The organism is Paenibacillus jamilae, assembly GCF_050482105.1.
GTDB lineage: Bacteria > Bacillota > Bacilli > Paenibacillales > Paenibacillaceae > Paenibacillus > Paenibacillus jamilae_B.
Map to the genome: position 1 here is coordinate 49701 of NZ_JBCNHI010000001.1, position 25548 is coordinate 75248.

Annotated in this window: 18 protein-coding genes; 2 read left to right on the forward strand and 16 right to left on the reverse strand. The window is 46.6% G+C overall.

Annotation, left to right across the window (positions count from 1 at the left end; translation table 11 throughout):
• Positions 1 to 174 precede the first annotated feature (174 nt).
• From ABEW32_RS00185 to ftsE, 9 genes are all read right to left on the reverse strand, one after another.
• Positions 175 to 1584 carry a DNA-binding protein gene (locus ABEW32_RS00185; RefSeq protein ID WP_430183588.1) on the reverse strand — a complete coding sequence of 470 codons (1410 nt, stop codon included), beginning with the start codon at positions 1582 to 1584 and terminating at the stop codon, positions 175 to 177.
• Between the two features lie 363 nt (positions 1585 to 1947).
• Complete coding sequence (locus tag ABEW32_RS00190) at positions 1948 to 6009, reverse strand: glycosyl hydrolase (RefSeq protein WP_430183590.1); 4062 nt, start codon at positions 6007 to 6009, stop codon at positions 1948 to 1950.
• A gap of 425 nt (positions 6010 to 6434) precedes the next feature.
• A complete protein-coding gene (locus tag ABEW32_RS00195; protein WP_430183592.1) occupies positions 6435 to 6818 on the reverse strand; it encodes a hypothetical protein in 384 nt (127 codons plus the stop codon).
• A gap of 273 nt (positions 6819 to 7091) precedes the next feature.
• Positions 7092 to 7649: a class I SAM-dependent methyltransferase gene (locus ABEW32_RS00200; protein WP_430183801.1), complete on the reverse strand. Its 558-nt coding sequence runs from the start codon at positions 7647 to 7649 to the stop codon at positions 7092 to 7094.
• Positions 7650 to 7831: 182 nt separating this feature from the next.
• Positions 7832 to 9145, reverse strand: coding sequence for a serine protease (locus ABEW32_RS00205; RefSeq protein ID WP_430183594.1), 1314 nt, complete (start codon positions 9143 to 9145; stop codon positions 7832 to 7834).
• A 164-nt stretch (positions 9146 to 9309) separates the two neighbouring features.
• Positions 9310 to 10776, reverse strand: a complete 1467-nt coding sequence (locus ABEW32_RS00210; RefSeq protein WP_430183596.1) for a S41 family peptidase — start codon at positions 10774 to 10776, stop codon at positions 9310 to 9312.
• Between the two features lie 204 nt (positions 10777 to 10980).
• Positions 10981 to 12264 (reverse strand): murein hydrolase activator EnvC family protein, encoded by a 1284-nt coding sequence (locus ABEW32_RS00215; RefSeq protein WP_430183598.1) that lies wholly within the window; start codon positions 12262 to 12264, stop codon positions 10981 to 10983.
• A gap of 83 nt (positions 12265 to 12347) precedes the next feature.
• Positions 12348 to 13265, reverse strand: a complete 918-nt coding sequence (ftsX, locus tag ABEW32_RS00220; protein ID WP_430183600.1) for a permease-like cell division protein FtsX — start codon at positions 13263 to 13265, stop codon at positions 12348 to 12350.
• Positions 13255 to 13941 (reverse strand): cell division ATP-binding protein FtsE, encoded by a 687-nt coding sequence (ftsE, locus tag ABEW32_RS00225; protein WP_007432660.1) that lies wholly within the window; start codon positions 13939 to 13941, stop codon positions 13255 to 13257. The genes ftsX and ftsE overlap by 11 nt, the downstream gene beginning before the upstream one ends.
• A 224-nt stretch (positions 13942 to 14165) precedes the next feature.
• Here ftsE and ABEW32_RS00230 point away from each other — a divergent pair, with 224 nt between their 5' ends.
• A complete protein-coding gene (locus ABEW32_RS00230) occupies positions 14166 to 15584 on the forward strand; it encodes a VanW family protein (RefSeq protein WP_430183602.1) in 1419 nt (472 codons plus the stop codon).
• A gap of 73 nt (positions 15585 to 15657) precedes the next feature.
• On the opposite strand, the gene ABEW32_RS00235 is transcribed toward ABEW32_RS00230, so the two are convergent.
• Positions 15658 to 16806, reverse strand: a complete 1149-nt coding sequence (locus ABEW32_RS00235) for an S-layer homology domain-containing protein (RefSeq protein WP_430183604.1) — start codon at positions 16804 to 16806, stop codon at positions 15658 to 15660.
• Between the two features lie 267 nt (positions 16807 to 17073).
• On the opposite strand from ABEW32_RS00235, the gene ABEW32_RS00240 reads away from it, so the two are divergent.
• The gene (locus ABEW32_RS00240; protein ID WP_430183606.1) at positions 17074 to 17862 is read left to right on the forward strand and encodes an alpha/beta hydrolase; all 789 of its coding nucleotides are present in this window, start codon (positions 17074 to 17076) and stop codon (positions 17860 to 17862) included.
• 77 nt (positions 17863 to 17939) lie between these two features.
• On the opposite strand, the gene ABEW32_RS00245 is transcribed toward ABEW32_RS00240, so the two are convergent.
• The 6 genes from ABEW32_RS00245 to ABEW32_RS00270 all read right to left on the reverse strand — a co-directional run bounded on the left by ABEW32_RS00245 (position 17940) and on the right by ABEW32_RS00270 (position 25392).
• Positions 17940 to 19574 carry a glycosyltransferase family 39 protein gene (locus ABEW32_RS00245; protein WP_430183608.1) on the reverse strand — a complete coding sequence of 545 codons (1635 nt, stop codon included), beginning with the start codon at positions 19572 to 19574 and terminating at the stop codon, positions 17940 to 17942.
• Positions 19575 to 19677: 103 nt separating this feature from the next.
• Positions 19678 to 21279 (reverse strand): glycosyltransferase family 39 protein, encoded by a 1602-nt coding sequence (locus ABEW32_RS00250; protein ID WP_430183610.1) that lies wholly within the window; start codon positions 21277 to 21279, stop codon positions 19678 to 19680.
• Positions 21279 to 21695 carry a GtrA family protein gene (locus tag ABEW32_RS00255; protein ID WP_142612363.1) on the reverse strand — a complete coding sequence of 139 codons (417 nt, stop codon included), beginning with the start codon at positions 21693 to 21695 and terminating at the stop codon, positions 21279 to 21281. Before ABEW32_RS00255 ends, ABEW32_RS00250 begins: the two co-directional genes overlap by 1 nt.
• Complete coding sequence (locus tag ABEW32_RS00260) at positions 21658 to 22665, reverse strand: glycosyltransferase family 2 protein (RefSeq protein WP_430183803.1); 1008 nt, start codon at positions 22663 to 22665, stop codon at positions 21658 to 21660. Before ABEW32_RS00260 ends, ABEW32_RS00255 begins: the two co-directional genes overlap by 38 nt.
• A gap of 23 nt (positions 22666 to 22688) precedes the next feature.
• Positions 22689 to 25148 (reverse strand): cyclic di-GMP-binding domain-containing protein, MshE-related, encoded by a 2460-nt coding sequence (locus ABEW32_RS00265; RefSeq protein WP_430183612.1) that lies wholly within the window; start codon positions 25146 to 25148, stop codon positions 22689 to 22691.
• The gene (locus ABEW32_RS00270; protein ID WP_430183614.1) at positions 25141 to 25392 is read right to left on the reverse strand and encodes a hypothetical protein; all 252 of its coding nucleotides are present in this window, start codon (positions 25390 to 25392) and stop codon (positions 25141 to 25143) included. The genes ABEW32_RS00265 and ABEW32_RS00270 overlap by 8 nt, the downstream gene beginning before the upstream one ends.
• Between the last annotated feature and the right edge of the window lie 156 nt (positions 25393 to 25548).

Below are 25548 nucleotides of genomic sequence, written 5' to 3' on the forward strand. Positions count from 1 at the left end.
ACATTAGTTTACAAGCTGATACCTTCCCCACAGGTTAAAAATATAATAAAACCCATTTCATCCCTTTAGCGGGATGCATCAAAAAACCAGCCTTACCAAGACTGGTTTTTTGATAACTATTAACCGCCCATCCCATGGCCAAACACAATAATGTTATGAGAGTATTCTAAAAAGCTAAACATCCCTATAATTAGAATGAACCTCAGGTTTTTTACTCGCACTTATCAAGACCTCCTCCATGATACTTTCATATTCTGATATTTGGTCTTTTGTTGCCTGCGCTCTAAATTTCCCGAATATTGCTGTGCAGATCATAAACTTTTCTTTGTTATTGATTTGAAGACATTTTCTCAAGCATTTTAAAACATAATAAATACCATTTTCATAGGAATAGCTACTAAACATATATATTGTTAGTTGATAACAAAAATCAGCATACGTATGATAACTAAATGATTGTTCATAATAACTGGTTTCCATAGATAATTCATCATTAAATGAGTTTATTTCGCGGGAAAATTGTTGGAGGATATTTTCTATTAAAAAACCATGCTTGTTAGCCGACTCTACTATCGTTAATAACCCTAATAAAATTTCAGGTGGGTTATTTTTTAGAAATTGAATATATATTGGCAAACTACCTGTATCGCCCATAAGAATTTTCAAGTTAAGCTGATTAGCATTTGCCCAAAGGGTGAACTTTTGTACTTCTTTTTGTCCAATCTCTCCTAAATTCTCAAACCAACTCAAATCGGCATAGCCAGAAATATACTTCATTGCTTCCTCATACTTCTCTTGTTTTTCCAGAGCATTTCCCTTTATTAAGTAACCTTGACCATAGTAGACCACTAAATGTCTCTCAGTTTTCAATGTAACATTCTTTTTATTAGTTTCTCTGCTCTTACAAACAATAGTTGCAAGCGCTCTTAATTCATCTGCATAACGCTCTGTTTCTTTCCATTGATGCAAGTTGAAATAAAGATTTGACAGTTTAAGCAGACCATCTAAATGGTACTCTAAGGGTACCCGATTTCTAAAGGGTACAAATCTTAGTGCAGCCTCCAATCTTTTTTCCATACTTTCACTAACAGAGATTGAAAAAATTCTATAATGACTAATTGCCAACCTCTCTGAATGTTGGTATTTTTCATTTTCTATGACACATTCGTAAAAAGGAATTGCCTCTTTTAACTTTCCTTCTTCATAAAGCTCCTCTGCCAAAGTAAAGATTGTTGGAATGTGGTTAAGATCTTCCATTAAGCGTGAGAGGACTTTCTCCACGCATCGCAGATTTCCTACTTCAACACAACGAATCAGGAACGGCTTAACCCTTTTCCAATGTGGTCTTCCATCATAAAAACATTCATCCACATACAGATCATATAACCAGCCCTCTGGATAATTAAATGCTTTGGTAATCAAGTCCATTTGTCTTACCGAGATAGGTTTAGGCGGATTGCCGTTAAGCATTGCACTAAATATGCCCCGGTTAAGCCCCGTAGCTTGTCCAAAACTATTAAAAGTGTAGCCACCTAGTTTTAATTCTTTCTCAATTTCCGAGCGGATCGTGGTTGCATTTTCCAATAAAAACACCCCCGGCATATTCAGATGATTTTAAAAAATCACCCTCCTCGACAATCAATTACAATATACTAGAAATTATATGAATAAATTGGATGATGGTCAACCCTTTATTCTACACCATTTCAATATATTATGGAATTTAATGTGTATAAAAATCTTCACAAAGAATACATATCAATTTTTCCAGGCAAGTTAACTCGATAAACGAACTAGTAGCTTTTTGCACAAAAAAAGAGCAGATGAGATACAAATCTCACTGCTCATTTCAGCAATGTTATCTATATAAGTTTAAAATGGCGGGATTCCCCCATTAGTGCAAAAAATCGGCTGATTGTACATGTCGCCGTACAATGAATATTTATCTTAGTTGGCTGTCGGTTCGGTTCCCCAAACAAGTACGCCGTTATGGTATAAGGTAGCTTTTGCATGATCGGCATATGAAGTTTGCGTGCCTTTATACGAGTAATCGTCACTCTCGTTATAGTTCGACCAGTCTGTTTTGTGAATACGGGTTTGGATTTCGCCCGTGCTTCCTCCAGGTGCTAACACACCTGCATCCGAGTTGAAGCTGACTTCCAAATAATAATCGGCACCAGTTGCAGGCTTCTCCATTTTAACCAGCTTACCGTTCAGCTTCGAGCAGCTCAGCATCGCATAGTCGCAGTTGAATGTCTGCTCACGGTCACCGTCGATTGTGTAGTAGTAGCGAATTTTCAACTCGTTGATCGGTACGGAGGTTGTACCTTTGTTTACAATTTGGAAGTGCGGATTCAGGTGATTGTCGTTCACCTTGGTATCTGCTGTGCGATACTGGAGCAGCAGTCCCGTTGTCGGCTGCTGTGTATCCGCCTTCGGCGCTGCGCTAGCCGTGTTCGACAGCGTCTGTCCTGCATTGTTCTTCGCTACGACCTGATAGTAGTACGTCGTGTCTGCCGTTACGGCTGTGTCGGCGTAGCTGCTGCCGTATACATCACTCGCTACAGTGGCGAACACGCCGTTTTCAGCCGTCGAACGCCTCACTTCATAGCTTTTCGCATTCGCCGATGCTGTCCAGCTTAGCGATACTTTCGCCGTTTCACCCGCAGCGTTCAGCGTGAAGCTGCCCGGTACGGACGGCTGCTCAGTAATGCCATACGTTTTTAAGTTCGTTGGGAGCTCATCCAGCGTAATGACGTTCGGATGATTATACACTTTTTTCAGATGCTCAAGGCTGTTTTGTTTGCCGTCTCTCACAAAATCTCCATACCATGTAGCGAACCAACTCCAATGAGCTTGATACGCCTTCATCAAATCTGGGTCTGGAATAGGTCCATTTTCGCTCATGGCAACTAGCTTTTTGTCCTTGCCCAATGCAACAAGGTCTTCGTATTTTGAAATTTGCGGGCTGTAATCACCGGCTTGCGGATAAGAGTCAAAGCTCAAAATATCCACATACTCGTCTCCCGGATACCAATCCGGAGCAACAGAATTCCATACCCAAATCAGATTGTTCAATTTGTGCACATTCGTCAAACGGTCGTGCATTAAAATATACAACTTTTTAACAGGCTCAGGACCTTTGGCGCCCCACCAGAACCATTTGCCCTCCGCTTCGTGCAAAGGACGGAACAAGACAGGAACTTTCGCATCCTGCAGCTTCTTCAATTGCGCTGCGATCACATCGATGTCGCGAATAAGTAATTTATAATCCTCAGACTCTGGATGATTCATCGCATATTCTATATCGAATGTGGTCGAATCAGCATAAAAGCCTCTCCACCATTCTTTTCCCTGCGTATCGATCAGACCTTTCGGCGCATTCCAGTGCCATGCAAAGGTAACGATGCCCCCTTGCTTATCCCATGCAATCGCCTTTTCCGCCTCTGTGGAACTAAGACCGTGTTCCGCTCTGCTTGGCGAATAGTCGATCAGGTCAAGCGCTGCAATCGCCGGCTTTTTACCTACATTGGCTTGAAGCCAATCAATTTCGTTCATTTCCTCTTGACCGGAGAGCATATTCTTTCCGTATTGATCAACCAGATAGTTCATCAATGCTTTTGCTTCTACCGTCGCATTCGGATTGGTGAGCGTTTTGGTTACCGCATGGGGTGGGCGGTCAGCGGCAGGCTCCAGCCTGACGTAGTCGATATCATACCAGCCCCAGCCTGTTTCAAAGCCGATCGTATTCGCACCTGCATTCAACAGAAGCTTGCCTCCAGAAGTTTCTTTGAAATCAGCCGTTTTCCCGAGTACCAGTTCTCCAAACGCCTTGCCATTTAATGAGAAATTCGTGCGTTTGTCGTCATGAGGAGAACGATAGCCGATTGTAAGATTGTACAAGCCTGCCGTGGGAGCCTGGACCGTCATGGTCAGAGAATCTCCTGGATTGTGGAAATTCGTTACATAACCAGTACCGGAGTAGCCGGTCCCGCTGGATTCCACAATGGTTCCTTTCAGGGTGCCATCTTCGGCTTCATAGCGAACGGGAGTGTTTGCAGACGTATTGGGAACCGCTTTCAAAACATTGGATTCGTTCGTTCCCTGATTGGTTTTGGCGGATATTTTGTAATAGTATGAAGTGCCGTTTGTTAGGTTAGTATCCGTATAAGACGTTTCGGTCAAGTTGGATGCTACAGTAGTAAAAGGACCTTTTTCATCTGCTGCCCGCTGTACACTGTAGCCCACAATTCCGCTGGAAGCTTCCCAGGACAGATGGACTTTTCCATCGCCTGCTTCAGCTTTCAGTTTAAAGCTTTCAGGACCTTCCACTGGTGGCACAGACGTATCATTCCCGGCAGTCAGCACGATATGGTAAGCCGTCAAAGGCGGTACAGTATAGGTAAAACGGTTGCCTGAAATTTGTGTGATTGGCGCTGCTTCTTTAATTTGCGAGCTGGTTTTATCGAATCCCCATACTTTACCGGAGCCGTAAGTCGTCGCACTAGCAAGATCAAATTGGGCGTCGAATGCGCTGTCCATGCTTTTATTCATGACAACGAGATGCAATTCTTTGTCGGATGCATTCGTTATAGAAGCATGCACTGAACTGTTGGCAATATCCGACGTTTGCGCGCTAACGCTGGTATTACCAAAAGTAGAGCTTTTTCCATCATAATTGCGGTAAAGCTTATAAGCGGCACTAACATAGTTGTTGGCACCATCCTGTAACTTCCAGTAATTTGCCATATAGACATCGTTTTTGCCTAAAATGCCGAGCACATCGGCCATCGCAATACCGCCGGAAATATCATTTTCGCCGCCATAGCTATACTCGGTCAAAGCCAGCTTCGTTCCTGGATAATATTTATCCACCGACTGCTGCAAACGAGGCAGTATAGGCAAAAATTCGCTGTTCCACTGGGCGATCCAGCTATCTTCCTTGTAGGTCGGGTCCCATAAGGTACGAGGTGCCTGCATTCTGGCTTTCTTCGTTTCGTCATTACCTACTTCATTCGTTATTCGAATGCCTCCGCCCATCGCTTCGGGATACCAGTGTACATCGAAAACATCCAGCAATCTCTTGCCTGCGGTTTGCGAACTGAGGCGCATTTGGTCCAGGTAATAGTCCACGAACCAGCTATAGCTGCCTTTGACAGAGTCCCAATCAGGTGCGGTTTGGAGATCTTTATAGGCGCCAAAACCATAAAGCACCGGGCCAAAAATCTCTGCACCCGCGTCAACCGCTTTCACAGCTTTGGATAAGCTGACTGAGCGGTCTACCAGTTCCTTCGCCCCAACCTTTTCAGCATGAATGCGGGGATGCGTATGCGACCAGAGAGCGGGTTCATTGTCGAGTGCATAGCCTTTCACCCCCGTCTTTGTTGAAGCAGCACCGTACTTGTTCACTAAAAAATGGACGAACTCATCCACATAGACCCGATTGTCATTCAGATCAGGCTGTAGTTGAAATGGTGCATTTTTGGCGTTTACGACCTGATTCCAGCGAGCGGACGGAGCCTTTTCGCTTTCTTGCACACTTCCGTTTCCATCCTTGGCCACATAGCCAGCCATCGGCAGCGTAACTAAAGAATAAGTGCCAAGCTTCAGCGATTGATCGTGAAACGAAGTCGTCACCGCTCCTGGCTTTTCACATTCGGCTTTTGTCAGGCCACCATTATCGCATAAATAGCTATCGCTGGATTGTTGCCAGTCACTTCCTGCATTGGACATATTGTTTTCCCAGTTGTATCCGGTCATTCGATTGCCGCCAAGTCGTCTGGCAGCCATATTTTCATCCCCTGTCAAATCCTGATTCGTGCCGTATATATAAGGACTAATCGGTTTACGTTCCTTGGATGTATCTACTTTAATGGTGATAGTTTTTGCCGTTTCACCATGAGCTACAGCTGGAGCTGGTAAAGCCCCTCCTACTATAACCGTACATGCCATGACGACAGGCAGCCACTTGGAACGTTTGAACAAAATACTACTATTTTTCGCCCTCATACCGCTCTCCTCCTTCACATTTGAATAGAGCAGCACCCATACGAGCGCGCCCCATAAGGCTTTAAGGCTCCTGATTCCTAACGAGTTTATCGTTCCGGTACAGCGTCACCTTTTTCTAATCCATAGATTCATTTTTTATAGATTCGTGCTTTAATTCCACCTTTCGAACCTCCAAGGATCTGGTTGATTACACTCTCCTCTCCGTCCGATTCAGAAATTGCTCGGATCTTCAAATGTTGTAATACAGCTGTGCTATATGTTCCACCGACCAAATCTGCATATCGAACCATTTATGGGACGTAATGTCCATATTTTTAGATTATTCCAAATGGCTATATAGCAGAACATTGACTAGAGTTAACTTATTAAATAACTTTATAGCCTGAATATAAAAAAAGCCCCTTAGCCAAGGGGCTTTTTTATCTCTACCGTACTTTGTCCTTTTGAATAAGTTCATAGTAAATCCGTGCTGGTTCGGCATCTCCAGTAGATAAAATGTATTCTGCCAAAGGTGCACACAGCTTTTGGAGATAGAAGGAATACAGCAGTTCGGCTGTGTCAAAATGAATGTTCAACACTCGTTTCATCAGTTCGTCAAATTTGTTATAATCCAGTTCTTCCGGGCTAATATTAAAGGGGTATTCTGGAAAGGCTTTTTTTTGAATCTCAACAAATTGTTCCTTAAGCTTCGGTTGATTGCCTGATCGTGCAGCTGAAAAATTCATCATAAAAAAGGATACAAAATCTGTCTCACGGTCGCTTAACCCATAATACTCACACCAGCGCATGAACATCAGCGGTTTTACCATATATAAATCTCCTTTAACAAAAGTTCAGATTTATTATGAATCCTACAAAAGTCTAACAGGTTCCAACTTATGTAATATATAGGTTAAGCCCCATTTTAAAATATGATTCCTTAAATGAATTTTGCCATTTAACATATCCCTTATCTTATATTTCCATAAAAGTGGATAATAAAAAAGACCGTTTCAACATCTTAATGATGCTGACCCAATCTTCTCATAATCATCCGTATATGGATATTCGTATTTATTCTAATCTCCTACATAGCTGAAGGGTCACAGGCTGCAAGTAAACACATAGGCTGGCGGCACATTAAAGTTTACCTTTTTAATCTGGATATCTGCAAAGAAAGTACGGAAGAAATTGTGCTTAACTTTGCTATACTGGAACGTAATAAACTTGCCTTCCTGACCTAACACCTCGGCCGTTTGTCCCAAAATGAGGCTGGATAACGCGGCGGGTAAGCTGGTGAAAGGAAGCCCCGATACGATATAATCCACCTTCGAGACGTGGTACTGTTCCATATAACGTGCTACATGCTCGGCCGATCCATGAATAATGTGTACCCTCTCCAAGTGCCCGTATTTACTTTGTAATGTTTTGTAAAACGATTCATTCGCCTCAATCACTAACAGTAGTGTTTCTGGACGCTTGTTCAAAATAAGCTCTTGCGTAAACACCCCGGTTCCTGCCCCGTATTCAATAATGCACGAGGCTTTGTCAAAGTAAATCGGTGTTGCAATTTGCTTGGCCAGCTGTCTTGAACTGGGTATAACAGCGCCTACGCTGCGTGGGTGCCTGATGTACTCTCGAATAAAGTGAATCGCGTTCATCTTTTCCTCTCCCTGCTTGACACACATGATAGGCATTCGGTTCATCAAAGGTTCCCATTTACATATTCATTGTATACCGATCAGAATATTTATTTCAAGCAGGCTACTGTCGCCATATACAAAAGAGCGTAGCCTTATTCGACTCTGATCAAATAATGACTACCCTCTTGTTGTGATATCTATTAGTCCATGGTGTCCAAATGCGTATGCTCTGCCTCGGATACCTGTCCTGCTTTACGTCGTCGCGCGCCTATGTGCATAGCCACAATTCGGTAAATGGAGGCCGGCTGTATAGACACGGCCCAGCCTGCGTCTTCATCCGGTGCAAGCACAACCCCCAGCTGATGATGATCGCCATCGTACATGCCTCGCTGTACAAACTTGCTCTCACCTTGCAGATTGCGCACCTCCAGCTTGCAAAAAGCAGAGTTGATTCGCAGGGCCTGATGCAGCTCGGCGCGGCTGTTTACCACCATGCCATTCACACGGTAAATGGCTTCGCCCGGCAGGATGCCCATGGCTGTAGCCGGACTATCTGGCAGCACGGCGAGAACACGCATCCCTTGCTCAGGATGCACAAACATCGGGCTAAGACGGCTTTCCTCTATATGGCCATACCAGATCAGCGCCTCATGGGCCAGGAAGGAGAATAACGCTGCCAGCAAGATCAGCGGGCTCCACCAGGCCGCCAACAGGCTTAGCAGAAGCAAAGCCACACTGTACAGCAGCAAACGATTCGAAGTGAGTGCTGCCTTCTGTCGTGGCAGCTGGCCGAGCGTCACACTGCTGAAGCCCATCAGGACTGGCAGAGCTGCTAACATATACCCCGTTCCGGCATCGCCACCGAACAAAGGTGTCCAGGGAAGCGTGAAACCTCCCTGAGCGGGTACCAGCAACAGCAACGGAATGGGCCAGAGGTCTTCCATACGATAACCGCCAACCAATCGCCCCCGTTTGCCCTCGACAAACAGCGGAGTGGCTGCCTTTCCTCCTTGCCAGCGAACCAACAGCGCTTCAGCCACATGCAGCACAGCAACCAGCAATAAAAGTGCCGGAATATCCAATTCGCGGATCGCTGTTACCGATGCCCCAAGCGCACCCCCAGGTTGCCAGTCACTGGCTACGTTTAGAAAAAATTGAACTACACCTAGCAGACCTGTCGAATAAGCAAGACACAGGTAGCGGACGCGTACCAGCATGAGCAATAATGTGGCTATCCACAGGCACACGATGGAAGTCGGGGTCAGATGCACGCTGACGAACATTCCTAGAGCAGATATTGCTATTCCAGCAAGCAAGCCACTCCATACGACACGCCAGGTCTCAGTAGCCCAGCTATGCATTCGAGTATGAAATAGCTTGCGCTCCAGTAGCATTTGCCGACGATAGCCAAGCGCGACAATGAGTATCGAGATATAATAAAACGGCTGCAAAAGCAGGTACAAGCAAGCATTCAAGACGCTCCATCCCCATTGTAATGCCCATTCCAAGTCCATTCACACTCCTTATGCCCCTGGTCCGCTGTATAGCGGAGCACGTACATTTCATATCCATTTATTTTATATGAAATTGCCAATGTAGGGAAGACAAACCGACAGACTGCAAATAAATCCCAATAAAAAAGGAGGCTGTTTCCAGCCCCCTTGTTGTAGCCTCACTATTATTTCGCTACGCCTGTCTTCATTTCCTTCCGAATCTCTTCAATCCCCTGCTTGAGTTGATTATCATTTTTCGGATCACGAATTTTTTCAATCAGCTTGGCTTCCATCGCTGATGCTGTCTTCGCATCAATGATGCCGTTAGCCGTCAGCTTCGCCTCTTTTTGGAAAGCCATAACAGAGCTTTCAGTCACTTTGTCAAAATAGCCGTCCTCGCGACCTGGTTTGTAGCCCAAGCCTTGCAGAATGATTTGTGCATTTTTCACATCACTGCTATTCATATTGTATTTCAAGGACTTTTCCTTGTTCAGCGGTGCTGCCGTAAAGTATTCAGGCTGGTCCACTGCGATGTCCGGCTTAATCCCTTTTTTATGAATCCATGTTCCATTTGGCGTTAGCCATTTGGCAATTGTGATTTTGAGCAGGCTACCGTCACCCATTTGCTTGTCATAGCTGGTTTGTACAGTACCTTTACCAAAGGAGTTTTCCCCGATCAACACTGCGCCAGCGGATTGCTGGAGAGCACCTGCCAGAATTTCGGACGCACTTGCGCTACCTTTGTTCATAAGCAAAGTCACCGGATAATTTTTGCGCGAACCTTTGGACTTTTCTTCCTCACGTTTCTGATTTTTATCTTCAACTTGTACAATCGTTTTGCCGGAAGGTACAAATTGCTGTGCAATATCAATAACGACAGAAAGCACTCCACCCGGGTTATTACGCACGTCAATGACGAGTCCTTTAAGCCCTTGTTTCTCCAGCTTCGCTAACTCTTCCTTGAAACGGTCAGCTGTATTTAAGGAGAACTGGGTGATCGTAATGACACCTACACCGTCACTTTCCATATGAGCTGTTACAGTTTCCATATCAATGTTGTCACGGGTAATCGTGTACTCGAGTGGATCAGGGGAGCCGTTACGCTGTATTTTAACTTTTGCCTGACTGCCCTTAGGTCCACGAATTTTGGAAACAGCCTTGTTCAAATCCAGTCCGTCCAGTGTTTCACCGTTAACAGACAATATAATATCCTTAGCGCGTAGTCCCGCCTTCTCAGCCGGAGAGCCTTTAATTGGTGTGACTACGACTACTTTCCCGTTCTCAGCCGCTACTTCGGCTCCAATCCCAGTAAAAGAGCCTTCTATGGATTGCTCGAACTGCTGTGCAGTTTCTTTACCCATATAGGAGGAATACGGGTCGCCAAGCGACTCCATCATCCCATTAATGGCGCCATCCACCAGCTTGGTGCGGTCCACATCCTGATAATACTGTCCCTGGATTAAGTCCATCGCTGTCTCAATTTTGCGGATATCACTTCTGGAGGAGGAACTACTTCCTGTCACACTCGCCAGCAGTCCTTCGCCCAAGGCGCTATTCCCTACTGTGGTTGTTCCAGTATAAGCAAAAGTGAGCAGACTGCCGCCAAGCAGCCCAATCACCATCAAGAGTACCGCTGTACTTTTTTTCAACATCTAATCGCCCACCGCCTTCTCTTTATCTTGTATCCTATTTCCTCGCAACGCATCCATTCACGAAGTATACGTCTAGCTTGTACGGAATATGTTAATTGTATCCTACTCCGTGCCTCATTGCACATGTTCTTCATTGGATATGATCTATTACAGCAAAACCCTATCCGCAACCACGTGGGTTACAAATAGGGCTTACCATATCTATTATAAATAGTTCATCGGATTTACAGGTTTGTTATTCTCGCGCACTTCAAAATGACAGTGAGGTCCTGTGGAATTGCCCGTCGAACCCACTTCCGCAATTTTTTGACCACGCTTCACAGTCTGCCCCGTATGAACCACCGTACCACCATTGCGAATATGTCCGTATAAGGTCCATAGTCCGTCTCCGTGGTCAATAACAACCGTGTTTCCATAGCCGCTCCACCATTCAGCGACAATAACAACACCGTCTTCGGCTGCATGGATATCGGTTCCTTGCGGAGCCGCCAGGTCAATACCTGTGTGGCCTTTAAGCTTGCCGGTTATCGGGTGTACCCTCATACCAAAAGTAGATGAGAGGCGATAATGGGCTACAGGTGTAGCCAAAGTGCCTGATCCGCCCGTATACGTACTGGCAGCCGCATGGCTGGAATTCGAAGCAGCACCTGAGGATGAAGACGCAATTCGCTTGGCTGCTGCTGCACGTGCAGCTGCTCTAGCGCGTGCCGCTTTGGCAGCCTGCTCCGCTCTAAGCTTGTTCTTCTCCTGCACCAGCGCCACACGTTTGTTTGCGAGGGCTACCAGCATATCGTTTTGTTCTTCACTGATTTCATCCGATTCAGCAATATCATGATCGTAGTTGGCAATCAGTCTTTGCTTCTCTTTTTCCTTCGAATTCAATTGAGCCTTGGCGTCCTGCTTGAGTGCATACAGCTTCTTGGCATTTTTATATTCCGTATCAAGCTGCTTTTTCTTGCTAACGACCAGAGCCTTATCCTTTTTATGCTCGTCCAACAAAATTTGATCCTGCTCCACGATTGTTTTCAGAGAATCCACCCGACTGAGAAAATCACTGAAGCTGGTCGAGGACATAAGCACATCCATATAGGAGACCGTTCCATCCGTATACATGAGACGCACACGCGTTTCCAGCATTTTTTCACGCGAATGGATGCGATCAATCGCTTCGGCTAAATCTTTTTTAGTCGCACGCAGATTATCTTCCGTTTGATCGATCTGAACCGCTACACGAGTCAGCTGATCACTGACGCTGTTAATTTGAGCAAGTACCGTTTTCAGGTTTTGTACGGTTTTATTTTTGTAATGTTGAGCATACTGTTTATCTTGAGCAGCCTTTTGCTGCTGTTGCTTGGCAGATTTGGCTTGCTTTTCTAATTGGTTCAGTTGCGAATTGATCTCACTCACGCTTTTGGCATATCCGTCAGAAGGCTGGATTAGCAATGCAGCTACCAACGTAGCAGCCAACACAGATCCTATTTTTTTCAACTTGCACTCCCCATCCTTTATCGCAAAATAACACCGGGCTTCCCCGTTCTATTGAATGACTACGACGTTCCACCAAATGCTTCTTAGACTTTCAAGAACTTGCGCATGGACAGGGTACTGCCAATAATTCCGACCAGCATCCCCAAAATAACCAGTAATGCACTCAGCTGAATCCAAATGCCTTCAAGTGGCATAAGCTTCAACATATTGAGAGCGATATCTCCCTGAACGGCTGTCAGCAAACGCTGATACCCTGTAAATAAAATTCCTACAGTAATAAGAGAACCAATAAGACCAATAAGCGCGCCTTCGATAAAAAACGGCCATCGTATGAAAAAGTTGGTCGCACCGACCAGCTTCATAATGCTGATTTCTCTGCGTCGTGCCAATATCGTTACTCGAATGGTATTCGAGATCAAGAACATAGACATGATCGCCAGTCCGGCGACGAATATAAAACCAACATTGCGGATCAGCTTGGTAATGGTAAAGAGCGTCTCTACAGTGCCTTTGCCGTAACGAACCTTTAAGATCGGTTTTTCGGGATGCAATGTATTCAGCTTCTCAATCTTCTCGGCCACAAATGGAACCGTCGTTGGTTCAATAACCTCTACCACAATTTTGTCCGGCAGTGGATTGCTGTCCTTGTCAAAACCCTCCAGCAGTTCCTTGCCACTGTCTCCCAAATCTTTGCGAAGCTCCTCCAAACCTTGAGCTTTCGTCACAAAGGTCGTTTTGCTGATTTCCGGCATTGCTGCGATTTCCTTTTGCAGCGTTTCACGCATGCTCTGATCGACATTGAGCTCCAGGAAAACGTTAACTTCCACCTGGCTATCTGCTTGATCAGCCAAGGAGTTGACGTTAAGCACCAGCATGATAAACACGCCCAGTATGAGCAGTGACACAATAATGGAGGTGATGGATGCTACGGACATCCAGCCATTGCGGAATATGTTTTTGAAACCTTCCCGCATATGACGCAAGAAGGTATTAAAAGTCATATCCGTACTCCCCTCTTACCTGGTCTCTTACGATGTTGCCATTTTCGATGGCAATGACGCGTTTACGCATGGAGTTCACGATATCCTTATTGTGTGTCGCCATCACAATGGTTGTACCGCGAAAATTAATTTCATCCAGTAGCTGCATGATCTCCCACGATGTTTCGGGGTCCAGATTCCCCGTCGGCTCATCGGCAATGATGACCGAGGGATTGTTCACGATGGCTCGTGCAATCGCTACACGCTGTTGCTCCCCACCAGAAAGCTGAGCAGGCTCACGATTCATCTTTTCTTTCAAGCCCACCAGTTCAAGCACTTCTGGAACCCGTTTCCGGATCAGCTTCTTGGGAGCCTCTATAACTTCCATAGCAAAAGCCACATTTTCATAGGCTGTCAAACGCGGCAAAAGTCGGAAATCCTGAAATATGACTCCGATATTGCGACGAACATAAGGAATTTTGCGTTGCTTGAGCTTTCCGATATTAAAACCATTGACTGAAATTTGTCCCTTGGTCGGTACTTCTTCTCTATAAATAAGCTTCATAAAAGTCGATTTCCCCGCTCCAGACGGACCGACTACGTATACGAATTCATTACGGTCAATTCTGACCGATACTCCTTGAAGTGCGTGGGTCCCGTTCGTGTAGGTCTTCCACACATCCTGCATTTCAATCACTCGATCACTTCCCGCTGCTTAATCATGTTACGTATAACCTAATATCCATTCGACATATTCCATGCATTTCCTTTAAAAACTTCTGTATTTCATCATACCGTTTATCATTGTAACAAATTTGTTACCTAAATAGTACCGAAAGTTTTCTGCTTTTGGCACATATATATGAATATTATGGCACACGAATACGCTATCAAGCTTATCAGACAGGAGACATCTGCATTATGAAAAAAATTCATTTATCTGTCATCTGGATATGGTCTGGTGTTCTGGCGCTGGCTATGCTGTGGGGAGGACTTCATCTGTACGCCGACAGACAAACACTGCCAGAGGGAGTAAAGGTTGGAGGCATCAACGTAGGAGGTATGGATAAAACAACTGCTCTCCAGCTCGTGGAGAAAAATCTGGATGCCTTGAAGCAGCGTCCTCTGCTCCTAACGGATAGTGACAGCAGCGCACAGGATATAAAGCTGACACTCGGAGAAGCAGGGATTAGTTATAAAGCGGAAGCCTTCCAAAACGCGGTAAAGGCACTCAGCGCGGAGCATCTATGGACTCGCGTGCAGACACGTTTTAGCTTCGCGAAGGAATGGTCTATCACACCTTTCCAGCAAGAGAAAACCTTAAAATCAAAGTTTGGTGCTGATTGGGAGCAACAGCGATATGGCATACCCATCGATGCGGTGCGTCAGATTGATGCAAACGATCAGGTTCGGTATATTCCGGGGCGCTCTGCCCGGCGCCTGGATTGGCCCAAACTGGACGTAGCAATGAACGCGGTACTCCCCAAGGATTTTACAGCTTCCGGGGAGCCGATCCGAGTAGAATTACCGTTCCACCAGTTGGAGCCGAAAATTACGGTCGACAGTCTGCGTAGCGAAGGCATAGAGCGAAAAATCACCCAGTTTTCCACCAGTCTCGGCAGTAGCTCGGAAGGACGTGTGTATAACGTTCATTCGGCGGCAAGCACCGTCGATGGTTTAATTCTTAAACCAGGTGACATATTCGACTACGGTCAGGTGATTGCCAAGGCTGAGCGCACTCATGGCTTTCGTGAGGCCCCGGTGATCGTGAACGGACGGTTGGAATCCGGTATTGGTGGTGGGATTTGTCAGGTATCCAGCACGGTCTATAATGCAGCGCTGCGAGTCGGCTTGGACATTGTCGAACGCCGCAACCATTCCTTGCCAGTCAGCTACCTGCCCAAAGGCCAGGATGCGACTTTTGCTACAGGGTCCATAAATTTTCGTTTTAGAAATAATACTGGCAAACATTTGCTCTTACGTGCCGCAGTCCAAGATCGAACGCTAACTGTTAAAATTTTCGGTACATTCCCTTCCAATATTTCGTATGAACTTGAATCTCACACCGTGCGCGTACTCCCTATACCCGTAAAGAGAATACGTAATGACTCACTATCCCCCGGCTTCTATCAAGTCATTCGTCAGGGCAAAGAAGGCTATGTGGTGGAAACATTTCGAGTAAAAAAGGTGGATGGAAAAACCGTCGAGCGCACCCGGATAAGCCGAGATACGTACCGAGCGCAGCAGCGTATTATAGCTAGTTATGGCGGTAGCACATCGTCTGAGCCGCAAACACGCAAACCGGAGAAACCAATTGTGGAAGATGGCATAAGCGAATAAACGAAAAAATCCCCCTCTACTACTGACTGGATTGGCTCCAGACAGAGTGAAAGGGGGATTTTTTTGTTCTAAATTACTCGCTGCGTTTACCCAAAACCGAGATTTCTACAGGCGCACTTTCATTGCCATCTGCATCTTCAGCTTTGATAACCAGTCTAACTGTCGCCTTTTGAGTAAGCACACTGATACTAAATTTGCCGTCATCTTTGGCTACTGCACTGCCGATAGGCAGATCGTTGGAGTAGACAGTAACTGTGGAACCGGCTTTAGCTGTCCCTGTAATTGTACCTTCACCATCATACACATCGTTGACTTTCAGTGTACTAGAAGCAACATCCGCTTCAGTGGATGTATCTGTAGTTGTATCGGTATTTGTAGTTGTCTCTGTTGTTGTAGAGTTGTCCGTAGTAGTCGTAGTCGCACTATCTGTACTTGTACTTGTGCTGCTATCTTCCGCTTCAGTTCCAGAAGTTGTGGACGTGTTACCATAAGTGGAATCTGTCACGTTACCGTATGTGGAATCCGTTACCGTTCCACCAGGAGTCGTTGTCAGATTATCCACAGAGCTCAAGTTGTAACCAGATGCAGCATCCAGAATAGCAACCGCCTCTGCACGAGTCAGCGGCTTCAGTGGCTGGAATTTACCATCCGGATAACCGTTGATGATTTTTTGCTCCGCAGCTGCTGCTACACTTTTCTTCGCCCAAGATCCGATTTTGTCGGAGTCAATGAATTTAGTAACATCTGCTGCGTTGCCCGCAGTCAATCCAATGGCTTTGCCAATGATCGCAGCCGCTTCCTGACGTGTTACCTTACCATTTGGTTTGAGCTTGTTATCTGCATAGCCGCTTATGTACCCTGCATTCACGGCACTTGTCAGTTCGTTGTATGCCCAGTGGGATGCTGGAACATCTGTGAACGTTCTGCTTCCATTACCGTTTACTTTCACACTGCCAGCATATGTTACGTCTGTCACAGCTGGAGTATCCTGCGTGAACGTTCCCAAGCTACGGTTCAGAAGAACGATAAATTCTGCGCGTGTAATCGCCGCATCCGGTTTTACCGCCCCATCCAATTGACCTGTAGCTGACCAGCGTTGCACCTGATCTCCTGCCCAATGGCCGCTGGTAGTTTGTGGAGCAGCTGCTGCTGCACTGAATGCGCTAAGAATAAGACCTGTGCTCAGTACACCTGTAATTGTACTTCTTAACTTTTTCCCCATGCTATAAATTCCTCCCTCAGATTGGATTCATCAATCTTTTTTAAACACTTTACCAGAAATCAAACCCAAATAACCCCTAAATTAAAAAAATCGTCCCATATAACCATACCCCCTCCTAATGTAGGATAAATAAGAAACGGGACTTAATGCCTAGTCATTCACTTGGATATGTATATTTGGACAGGTCACAGTATACTGAATGCATAATCAGTTGTATGCTGAAACAGGTCAATGAGGTCACACCACCCTAGGAAAAGAGGTTTACTTATGGCTCTTATTCAATGTCAGTTTTACTCGGAAGTTCTTGGCCTGAGCACATCTATGAATGTTATTCTTCCTCAGGCAACCCGCTCACAAATCGGAATGGAGGGCAAGCAGGGAACAGGGCCACATCCGACCCTGTATTTGCTGCATGGCCTGTCGGACGATGATTCAACCTGGCTGCGCCGAACCTCCATTGAACGCTACGTCGCCTCCATGGGCCTAGCTGTCGTCATGCCCCAGGTACATCGGAGTTTCTATACGAATATGGAGCAAGGATCGGCTTATTGGACCTTTATCAGCGAAGAATTGCCGGCTTTGGCGCGTTCATTTTTTCCTCTGTCCGACAAGCGTGAAGACAATTTTGTAGCCGGGCTTTCTATGGGTGGATACGGCGCTTTCAAGCTGGCACTTCTACATCCAGAGCGCTTTGCAGCCGCTGCCAGTCTTTCGGGGGTTATGGATTTACACGCAGCACGCACCGATCCTAGGCAAAATGCTATGAGTCCAGCGGAATGGCTTAACATTTTTGGACCAGATGAAATACGCGGATCAGATCACGATTTGCTGGAATTGCTACAACGTCATGCCACCTCGGGGACCTCACTCCCCCGACTCTACCAATGCTGTGGTACAGAGGATTTCTTATATAAGGGGAATCAGACTTTTCGTAAAACATGCAGCTCTCTTGGAGTTCCGCTGACCTACGAAGAAGGTCCTGGAGCCCATGAATGGGGATATTGGGACGCAAAAATCCAGGATGTACTGGCATGGCTACCACTTATAGGACACTAAACAGGCAAAAAAATCCCCGTTGCCTTCCTCCTCGCACCATGCGAAGGGGATAGCTCCGGGGATTGTTGTTATGCACATTATGGATGGGTCGTCGTCTCCGGCGATGGAGATTCTTGAGTTAGTGACTTAGGCAGTACTTTATACAGGCGCCATTCGCCGTTAAACTCACGTTCTAGCTGAACCCATGGGGCACCCTGTTCATATAAGTTCGGGTATACCATATTGATCTTACTCAGCGGCATGCCTGACATGATCTTAGGTACAAGGATATAGTCCACATGACTGTCCTGCGGATAGCTTAATGCCTTATTGAACGCATAATCACTGGTGATCAGAAAGCGTTTGGGATATTGGCTATAGACGATCATCGTGTAGGCTGAAGCCGAATCAGTCATAATGGTAGACTTCGGCAGATGCTCGTCCAGCCAAACGGCAATCTTACGATCTGATTCCTGTCTCACATAGTTCACATTCCCTGTGCGTGTGAGAAAGCTATTCTCATCCGGTGCAATATCCGGGCGAGTTAACGCATAGGAGAGTAATCCAGCGGTAAGTAGCAGACTGACGGACACTAGACCAAAGGCCGCCCTCCGCCACCGTCCCTGAAGCTGGCTCAACTCATAGGGCAACCAGGCTACGGTAATCGGGAATACATACATAAAGTAGCGAAACCAACCGTACGAGGATTGCCGCATCATAAGTAAAAATTGCAAGCCCGGTACAGACAGGAACAATAACAAAATAATCAAGGTTCCCCACTGGAACAAGCGTCCACTCAACAGACGAATGAGCAAAATAGCAAACAACGGTACAGAATACCAAATTGTTTTGGATGCAATAAACTTCAAGGCCACCAGCGGATTGGAGAAAATCTCTACAAATTTATCATCATTCAGCAGCTCTGCCGATTGGGCTGTGTTCGAATACTCTGAATTCAGGAAATAAAAAGCATTTCCCATAATGAGATAGTTAAAGAAAATCCACAACAGTCCAGAAAAGACGACAGGGAGCAGAAGCAGTAACCAGGTTGCCTCAACTTTATGCAGTTTCTCCCGCAGGACCAGCTCGCGTCTCCCCAAGTTGCGATGAAGAAATAAGATGGCCAAGACCACGCCAACAGCCATTGCCGCGCCTAGAGGAACGGCTTCATAGCGAGTCCAGAACGCCATGGCAAGCGCTAACCCAGAAACAATCAGACTTGCCGTCATACGATCCTTGAGCCACAGCGCAAATTCAATCACCGTCATCATAATAAAATATATGTATAACGAATCGCTCAAACCGTTAGCTCCAAACAGTAAAACAAACGGATTCAGAGCATACAACAAAGCCAGCAGCATGCTCATGCTAGAGCTAAGCTCTGTTCTGACACCCGCCCGATATAGCAGCATTGCGGTCAGAGCAGCAAAGGTAGCACTCAGAATAACAGCGGCCAATCCATAGGAAGCTAATGCTGGAAAGATTGGATACAGCAATAGAATTACCATTTCCAGAAGACTGGGTAGTGGATTCCAGATAAACCCGATGGCGCCCAGATGCGGATCGCGGCTGTACAGCACATAAAATGCGTTAGCTACGCGACTGAGCGCGTCTGTATGCATATATCCCAGAACATAGCTGAAATAAATGCCCGCAGACAACTCCAATGCAAGTATAAATACAAACAGACCGATAGCCATCCATCTGCTTGCAGACCATTTGCGAAAGGACATCCCTCTCGTTCCCCCTCAAACTTCTTGCGGTGGTGCAGCTGTAGGAGCTTACCTCCGACAGCTGTATCTTTCCCTCCGCTACGATGCATTAAGATACAATAAATTATTGCGGGTCTTCATGCTTTATTTTGTACAATCGCCATTCCCCGTCAAAGTCATGCACCAACGAGGCCCAGGGCGCCCCCTTTTCAAACAAATTAGGATAGTTCCGGTTCACCTGATCCAGCGGTACCCCTTCCACCAAGCGCGTGACCAACACATAGTCCGCCTTCGAAGCAGGTAGATTGGTTAAAGATTTTCCAAAATCAAAATCACTCGTTATTATAAACTTCTTCGGAATTTTACTGCTCAAGATGATCGGATAGGCCGTATAAGAATCTGTCAAAATGAGAGATGAACCATAATGCTCATCCAGCCATGACCCTACTTTCCGTTCAACAATTTGCCGAGTATAGCTTTCATTGCCACTATGCGTCAGATAGCTATGCTCATCCGCCGCAATCGCGGGATTCGTCAGTGCGTAGGATAACAAGCCTGCTGTTGCCAACATTCCTGCCGTTACCAATGAGATTCCGATTCCCCGCACCTTCCCCTTCAATAAGCTTAGCTCATACGGCAGCCAAGCAACCGTAATCGGGAATACATACATAAAATATCGGAACCAGCCAAACGAAGAATGCTTAAGCATCAGTAAAAGTTGGAGCCCAGGTACTGATAAAAAAATAGCCAGCAGCGTTAATGTGCTCCAACTCCACAGACGTTTGTCCAATAGGCGTATAAGCAAAACGGCAATCAACGGAGCCGCATACCATAAGGTCCGTTGCCCGACAAACTTTAGCATCAGCATAGGGTGAGCAAACATTTCTACAAAGCGTTGATCCTCCAGCAAAGCCGCTGATTGGGTGGAATTGGAATATTGAGAGCGTAAAAAGTAAAGCGGGTCACCCATGATAATCCAGTTAAAAAAGAGCCACAGCAAACCAGAAAAGACAAGCGGCAACAGCAATAGAAGCCATGTCGCCTCAACTTTGTACAGGCGCTCTTTTAAAGTCAATTGCGTTCTAATCTTCTCTCTGCTTATACGCCATCGATGCAGAAAAAGAATCGTCAGCAAGATGCCTACTGCCATCGCAACACCCAGCGGGACGGCTTCATAGCGGACCCAAAAAGCCAACGCAAGCGCAAAGCCGGATACGATCAGATTCGCCGCCTTGCGATCCTTAAGCCACATACAGAACCGACTCACTGTCAGCAGGATAAAAAAGATATATGGCGAATCACTCAAGCCGTTGAAGCCAAACAGAAACATAAACGGATTGAGTGAAAATAACAGCGCAATCAGCAAACTGGTTGCACCGCGAAGCCCTAACTCTTTTCCCGTTCCGTACAATAATGCTGCGCTCGCCCCAGCAAACAGGCTGCTTACAATCACTGCTGCCAGCCCGTGGGAAGCGAGTGCGGGAAACAAAGGATAGAACAACAGCACAATGAGTTCCAGCAAACTCGGTAGCGGATTCCATACAAACCCGATAGCACCCAAATGCGGGTCACGACTATACAGCACATAAAATGCATTAGCCACTCGACTGAGCGCATCGGTATGCATATAGCCAAGATGCCAGGCAAAATAAATACCTACTGCCAGTTCTAAAGCAGCAATACAAGCAAACAACGACAGCAACTTTCCATGTTTCTTTACGATCATTAAACCTCTTTCTGACGCTGTTGCGGAACGGAAAAGATCCAATAGCGGTTCCAGATATAATTATGAATGGGCACGATGATGGTCGTTAGCACTTCACCGATCAGATATGACCATCCGATCCAGTGAATGGTTACGTACATAAGACCAGCATTTAAGAGCAAGCCACAGGTACAGACCAATACATATTTAAGAAACTGAGTGCGGCTTCCTTCCCCGGTAGGCTCGAACGTCCAGTTTCGGTTCAGCACATACGAAACGAGCAGCGTAACGATAAAGCCTATGGTCGTAGCCGTTACTGCAGGTACTGCAAACAGCTCCACCAGCAGCACAAGTACACCGACGTGAATGCCTGTACCCAGTAGCCCCACAATACCGTATTTAATGATTGGATACTTTAGATACGAACGTCTGATCATGTTGATTAAACTCCCTATCCACCCACAATCGGTCAGCATTCGCCCGTTTGTCTGCAATTAGATAACGGGGTCTGGCTTTGACTTCGTGATATATGGCGGCAATATATTCTCCTACCACTCCAATCGACAGCATGAGTACACTACCGATAATCAAAAGCAGCAAAATGACAGTGGTAAAACCAGTCACAGCTTCACCCGTTATTTTGTGCATTAAGGTTTGAATCCCCAACACGACCGAAATCAGCATGAAGATGAGCCCCATTAAGCTCACTACCCGCAAAGGTACTGTCGAGAACGAAACAATCGCTTCCGCAGCCAAGCGAATCAGCCCTAACGGACTCCAGCGGCTGGGACCCTCTTCTCGTGGAGCCACCCGGAATGTAATCTGGGTTTTACGAAAACCAAGCCAGGCGGTCATCCCGCGAAAGAACGGCATACGCTCTGGCATCGCCATCCAGGCATCCACCACTCTTCGATCCAGTAGCTTATAATCGGAGGCATCCTTGAGATTAAAGCCTGTCAAACGGTTCAAGGTCGCGTAAAACAAAGAAGCTCCGAGCTTTTTGCCTACCGACTCTTCCCCCCGGAATTCTTTGACACATTCAACTAAATCATAACCTTCATTCTGCCATAAACGCACCATTTCCCCAATCATCTCAGGAGGATGCTGCAAATCACCGTCCATGACAATGATCGCATCGCCAGATGCATTTTCCAAACCTGCGCACAACGCCAGCTCCTTACCGAAATTCCGACTCAGCCGGAGCGCGAGCAAAGAGGGCATACGACGGGACAATTCGGACAGTTTGAGCCACGTATCGTCTTTGGAACCATCATCTACAATAATAAGCTCATACCGTGAAGTAACAACAGACAACACCCCATCAATCACCTTAAGCGAACGTTCGAGATGCGAGCCTTCATTGTACATAGGAATGACGACGGATATAAAAGGATTTTTGGTCTCCATTCTTGCTCCTTCTTTCTTCATATTCAGGAGGACTGTGCCGGGGCATCATCCAAGTCGTGCATATCGGTCAGACCATGCGTCGTCTTCTCCCAATAGAACGGCTTGGTTATAAGCTGCCAAGCTGCTTTTATCGCAGCTATACTCATAAGTACCCAATATAACGGCGAGAGTAGCCCATATTTGACCATCGCGTATGAAAATGTTCGTTCACCGCGCTCTTCCAGCTCCCCGATGACCCAATACATGCCGGCCACATTACTGAATACGAACAGAAAGTTACCGATATAAAATTCCGCGCTGGCCAAGTAATACACATAACCCGGGAACAGTTTGGGAATAAAGGACAACTCCCAGCCAAACCACAAAATAAGCAAGCCCCAAAAAATCGGGTTCAACAACGGCAGCATCGGAGTCGCCAGAATCATCACCTGAAAACCAAAAAAGCCTTTCCAGCCCACTTCGCGCACCAGCTTAACCGGATTGCGCATATGAACCAGCCATGTCTGCATATATCCCTTGATCCAACGTGAACGCTGACGAATCCAGTTGCCCACGCGGCTGTTTGCTTCCTCCCATGTGCGGGAATCGACAATGGCCGTTTTATAACCACCTTTATACAGACGAATGCCCAGATCCGCATCCTCGGTTACATTATAGGGGTCCCAGGCATTGATATCCTTCAATACAGATACCCGAAAATGGTTGGACGTACCGCCCAACGGGATTGGTGTATCTAACTGCATAATTCCTGGCAGCAGCAATTCAAACCACATGCTGTACTCTTGAGTAAACCAGCGGGTAAGCAGATTTTGCGTGCTGTTAAAATAATTGAGCTTCGCTTGAATACACGCATAATTCTCAGGAAGTGAATCAAACGCTGCAATGACCTTTTTAAGTTGGTCGGCATCGGGGCGATCCTCCGCATCATAAATAACGACAAACTCGCCGCGAGCGCGAATAAGTCCATAATTGCATGCCTTCGGCTTGGTTTTCGGCAAGCCGTCGGGCACGACCAGTGTCGTGTAATAGGCTGGCAGCTTCATTTCCCGCAGCAGCTCAATCGTCTCAATGTCGTCCTCTTCAATCAGCAGCCGTACATCCAGCTTGGATTTTGGATAATCCAACTGTTCCAAATTCCGCAACAACATCGGAAGCACGCCTGCTTCCTTATACATCGGGACAAGAATCGTATAAATCGGCAGTCTCTTTTCATCCATAGCGTCTACCTCTTCCTTCGTAAAGCGAAGCTGTGCCCCACGCCGGGAACCGAGATAGATAATTCCAAATTTGAAAAGCGTCATAGCAAAATAAAACAGCTGAATCATCATATTAATGATCAGCACTGTCTTCCAGCTGTTCCAGAGGAGGCCGAGCAGCGTAATCATTCCCATAGCTGCAAACACCCAGAGCTGCCCCTTGGTAAAGGTGGTCCGCGCCGAATTGTGCGGTTCTTTTTCCAGCAGACCGGTCGTGCTCTCCTGCATCATTTCCTCACCGTAGATTTTACCCCAGAGCTGCTCCATCTCTTCCTTCGTTGCAAGCACTTGCTCTACCGGCATACCCAGAATTTCTTCGAGCTTCAGGCGTCGCTCTTCTGACAACGGATCACTGACCGCTACAATATAGCGGTTCATATATTGATGGATGACGACCACACCATAAGCCATGGCCACTTGCTCGGGCAGTTTGTACGCTGCATCCAGCGCCAGCTCCTCACCAATACGCCCGATTCGGTTTTGAGTTGCAATCGCGCGGTACAAATCTGCAGGCTCCAGCATTTGCAATGACAGCAAAATGTCGCCGAGCAGCCCGCCGCTCTTCGCTTGGAACTCAAGTGCCCGCTCTAGCTGCTCTGGTGAGATATAGCCGGAACGAACCAGCATGTCACCGAGTCTTTCTTTGGACTCGTCACCATCAATCTGCTCCTGTAGCTGCTCAGTTGTAATGAAACCCATCTCAACAAGAATATCGCCCAGTCTGCCACCGTAACGCTTCTGGTTGCGGATGGCGTCTGTCAACTGATCGCGGGTGATCAACCCGCTCTCCACCAGCTGGTCTCCCAGACGGGCCTTGCCGTTTCGTCCGGTCGGCGCTCCTGCTGCAGTCTCTCCGCCTTCAGCATCAGCGATGCTGGAGGCAACGCCTATAGCAGCTCCTGCCGCTGCCTGTTCTTGCCCGGATGCATATTGGACCTGCGCCTCCTGCACCTGTCCATCCTGTACCCCTTCATCCAGCAATTGTTCCACAGCTGCTGCTGTATCATTGGCATTCTGTATAGCCTGAATACGAAGTTCTGTATCCTGAAGTCGCCGTTCCAGCTCTTCGATATGAAAATCAAGCTTATACAGTATCGGGGCCTGCTCAGAACGCTGAGCCTCTAGCTGTTGTTGCAGTTGTTCGATTCGCTGACGCTCTTCTTTTATTCTTCTCTTGGTTTGGCGAATTGAAACTCCTCCAACCTGCCACCTAAGCTTGTCACCCATGAATTCCCGCCCTTTCAATCCAGCGCCGCTCTTCTGCAAGCGCGTCCGCAAGCAACTGCTTTAACTCCGCATCCCGCTGCTTTTTCCGCTCCAGCGCCGCGTGGAAGAGCTCTCGCTCCTCACGTAGCAGCTTCTCCGCTTGGATTCGTTCCACATGCAATGAGGATACGAGTTGATCGGCGTCAGAAGCGCGATAACCGATCCAAGCGCTCTTTAGCTGACGCGTCGTTCGTTTAGTTCTCATAATACCTCCCTGGATCGTCCCGACTCTGTCTTTTGCTATGTCTCTATTTCCATATTGTTACCAGCCGTTCTCCCGAAACCAGGACACACCTGTGTTCTCATTTAAGCTCTTCATTTACACATTTATGAAATTCCCCTGGTCGAAAAAGCCATTAAA

Bases quoted from the DNA above. Each gene is read 5' to 3' on its own strand.
- ABEW32_RS00205 (WP_430183594.1), bottom strand. From the start codon at position 9,145: ATGGACTTGGAATGGGCATTACAATGGGGATGGAGCGTCTTGAATGCT.
- ABEW32_RS00230 (WP_430183602.1), top strand. From the start codon at position 14,166: ATGAAAAAAATTCATTTATCTGTCATCTGGATATGGTCTGGTGTTCTG.
- ABEW32_RS00250 (WP_430183610.1), bottom strand. From the start codon at position 21,279: ATGATCGTAAAGAAACATGGAAAGTTGCTGTCGTTGTTTGCTTGTATT.
- ABEW32_RS00255 (WP_142612363.1), bottom strand. From the start codon at position 21,695: ATGATCAGACGTTCGTATCTAAAGTATCCAATCATTAAATACGGTATT.
- ABEW32_RS00260 (WP_430183803.1), bottom strand. From the start codon at position 22,665: ATGGAGACCAAAAATCCTTTTATATCCGTCGTCATTCCTATGTACAAT.
- ABEW32_RS00270 (WP_430183614.1), bottom strand. From the start codon at position 25,392: ATGAGAACTAAACGAACGACGCGTCAGCTAAAGAGCGCTTGGATCGGT.
- ftsX (WP_430183600.1), bottom strand. From the start codon at position 13,265: ATGACTTTTAATACCTTCTTGCGTCATATGCGGGAAGGTTTCAAAAAC.
- ABEW32_RS00240 (WP_430183606.1), top strand. From the start codon at position 17,074: ATGGCTCTTATTCAATGTCAGTTTTACTCGGAAGTTCTTGGCCTGAGC.
- ABEW32_RS00245 (WP_430183608.1), bottom strand. From the start codon at position 19,574: ATGTCCTTTCGCAAATGGTCTGCAAGCAGATGGATGGCTATCGGTCTG.
- ABEW32_RS00235 (WP_430183604.1), bottom strand. From the start codon at position 16,806: ATGGGGAAAAAGTTAAGAAGTACAATTACAGGTGTACTGAGCACAGGT.
- ABEW32_RS00195 (WP_430183592.1), bottom strand. From the start codon at position 6,818: ATGGTAAAACCGCTGATGTTCATGCGCTGGTGTGAGTATTATGGGTTA.
- ABEW32_RS00200 (WP_430183801.1), bottom strand. From the start codon at position 7,649: ATGAACGCGATTCACTTTATTCGAGAGTACATCAGGCACCCACGCAGC.
- ABEW32_RS00210 (WP_430183596.1), bottom strand. From the start codon at position 10,776: ATGTTGAAAAAAAGTACAGCGGTACTCTTGATGGTGATTGGGCTGCTT.
- ABEW32_RS00265 (WP_430183612.1), bottom strand. From the start codon at position 25,148: ATGGGTGACAAGCTTAGGTGGCAGGTTGGAGGAGTTTCAATTCGCCAA.
- ABEW32_RS00190 (WP_430183590.1), bottom strand. From the start codon at position 6,009: ATGAGGGCGAAAAATAGTAGTATTTTGTTCAAACGTTCCAAGTGGCTG.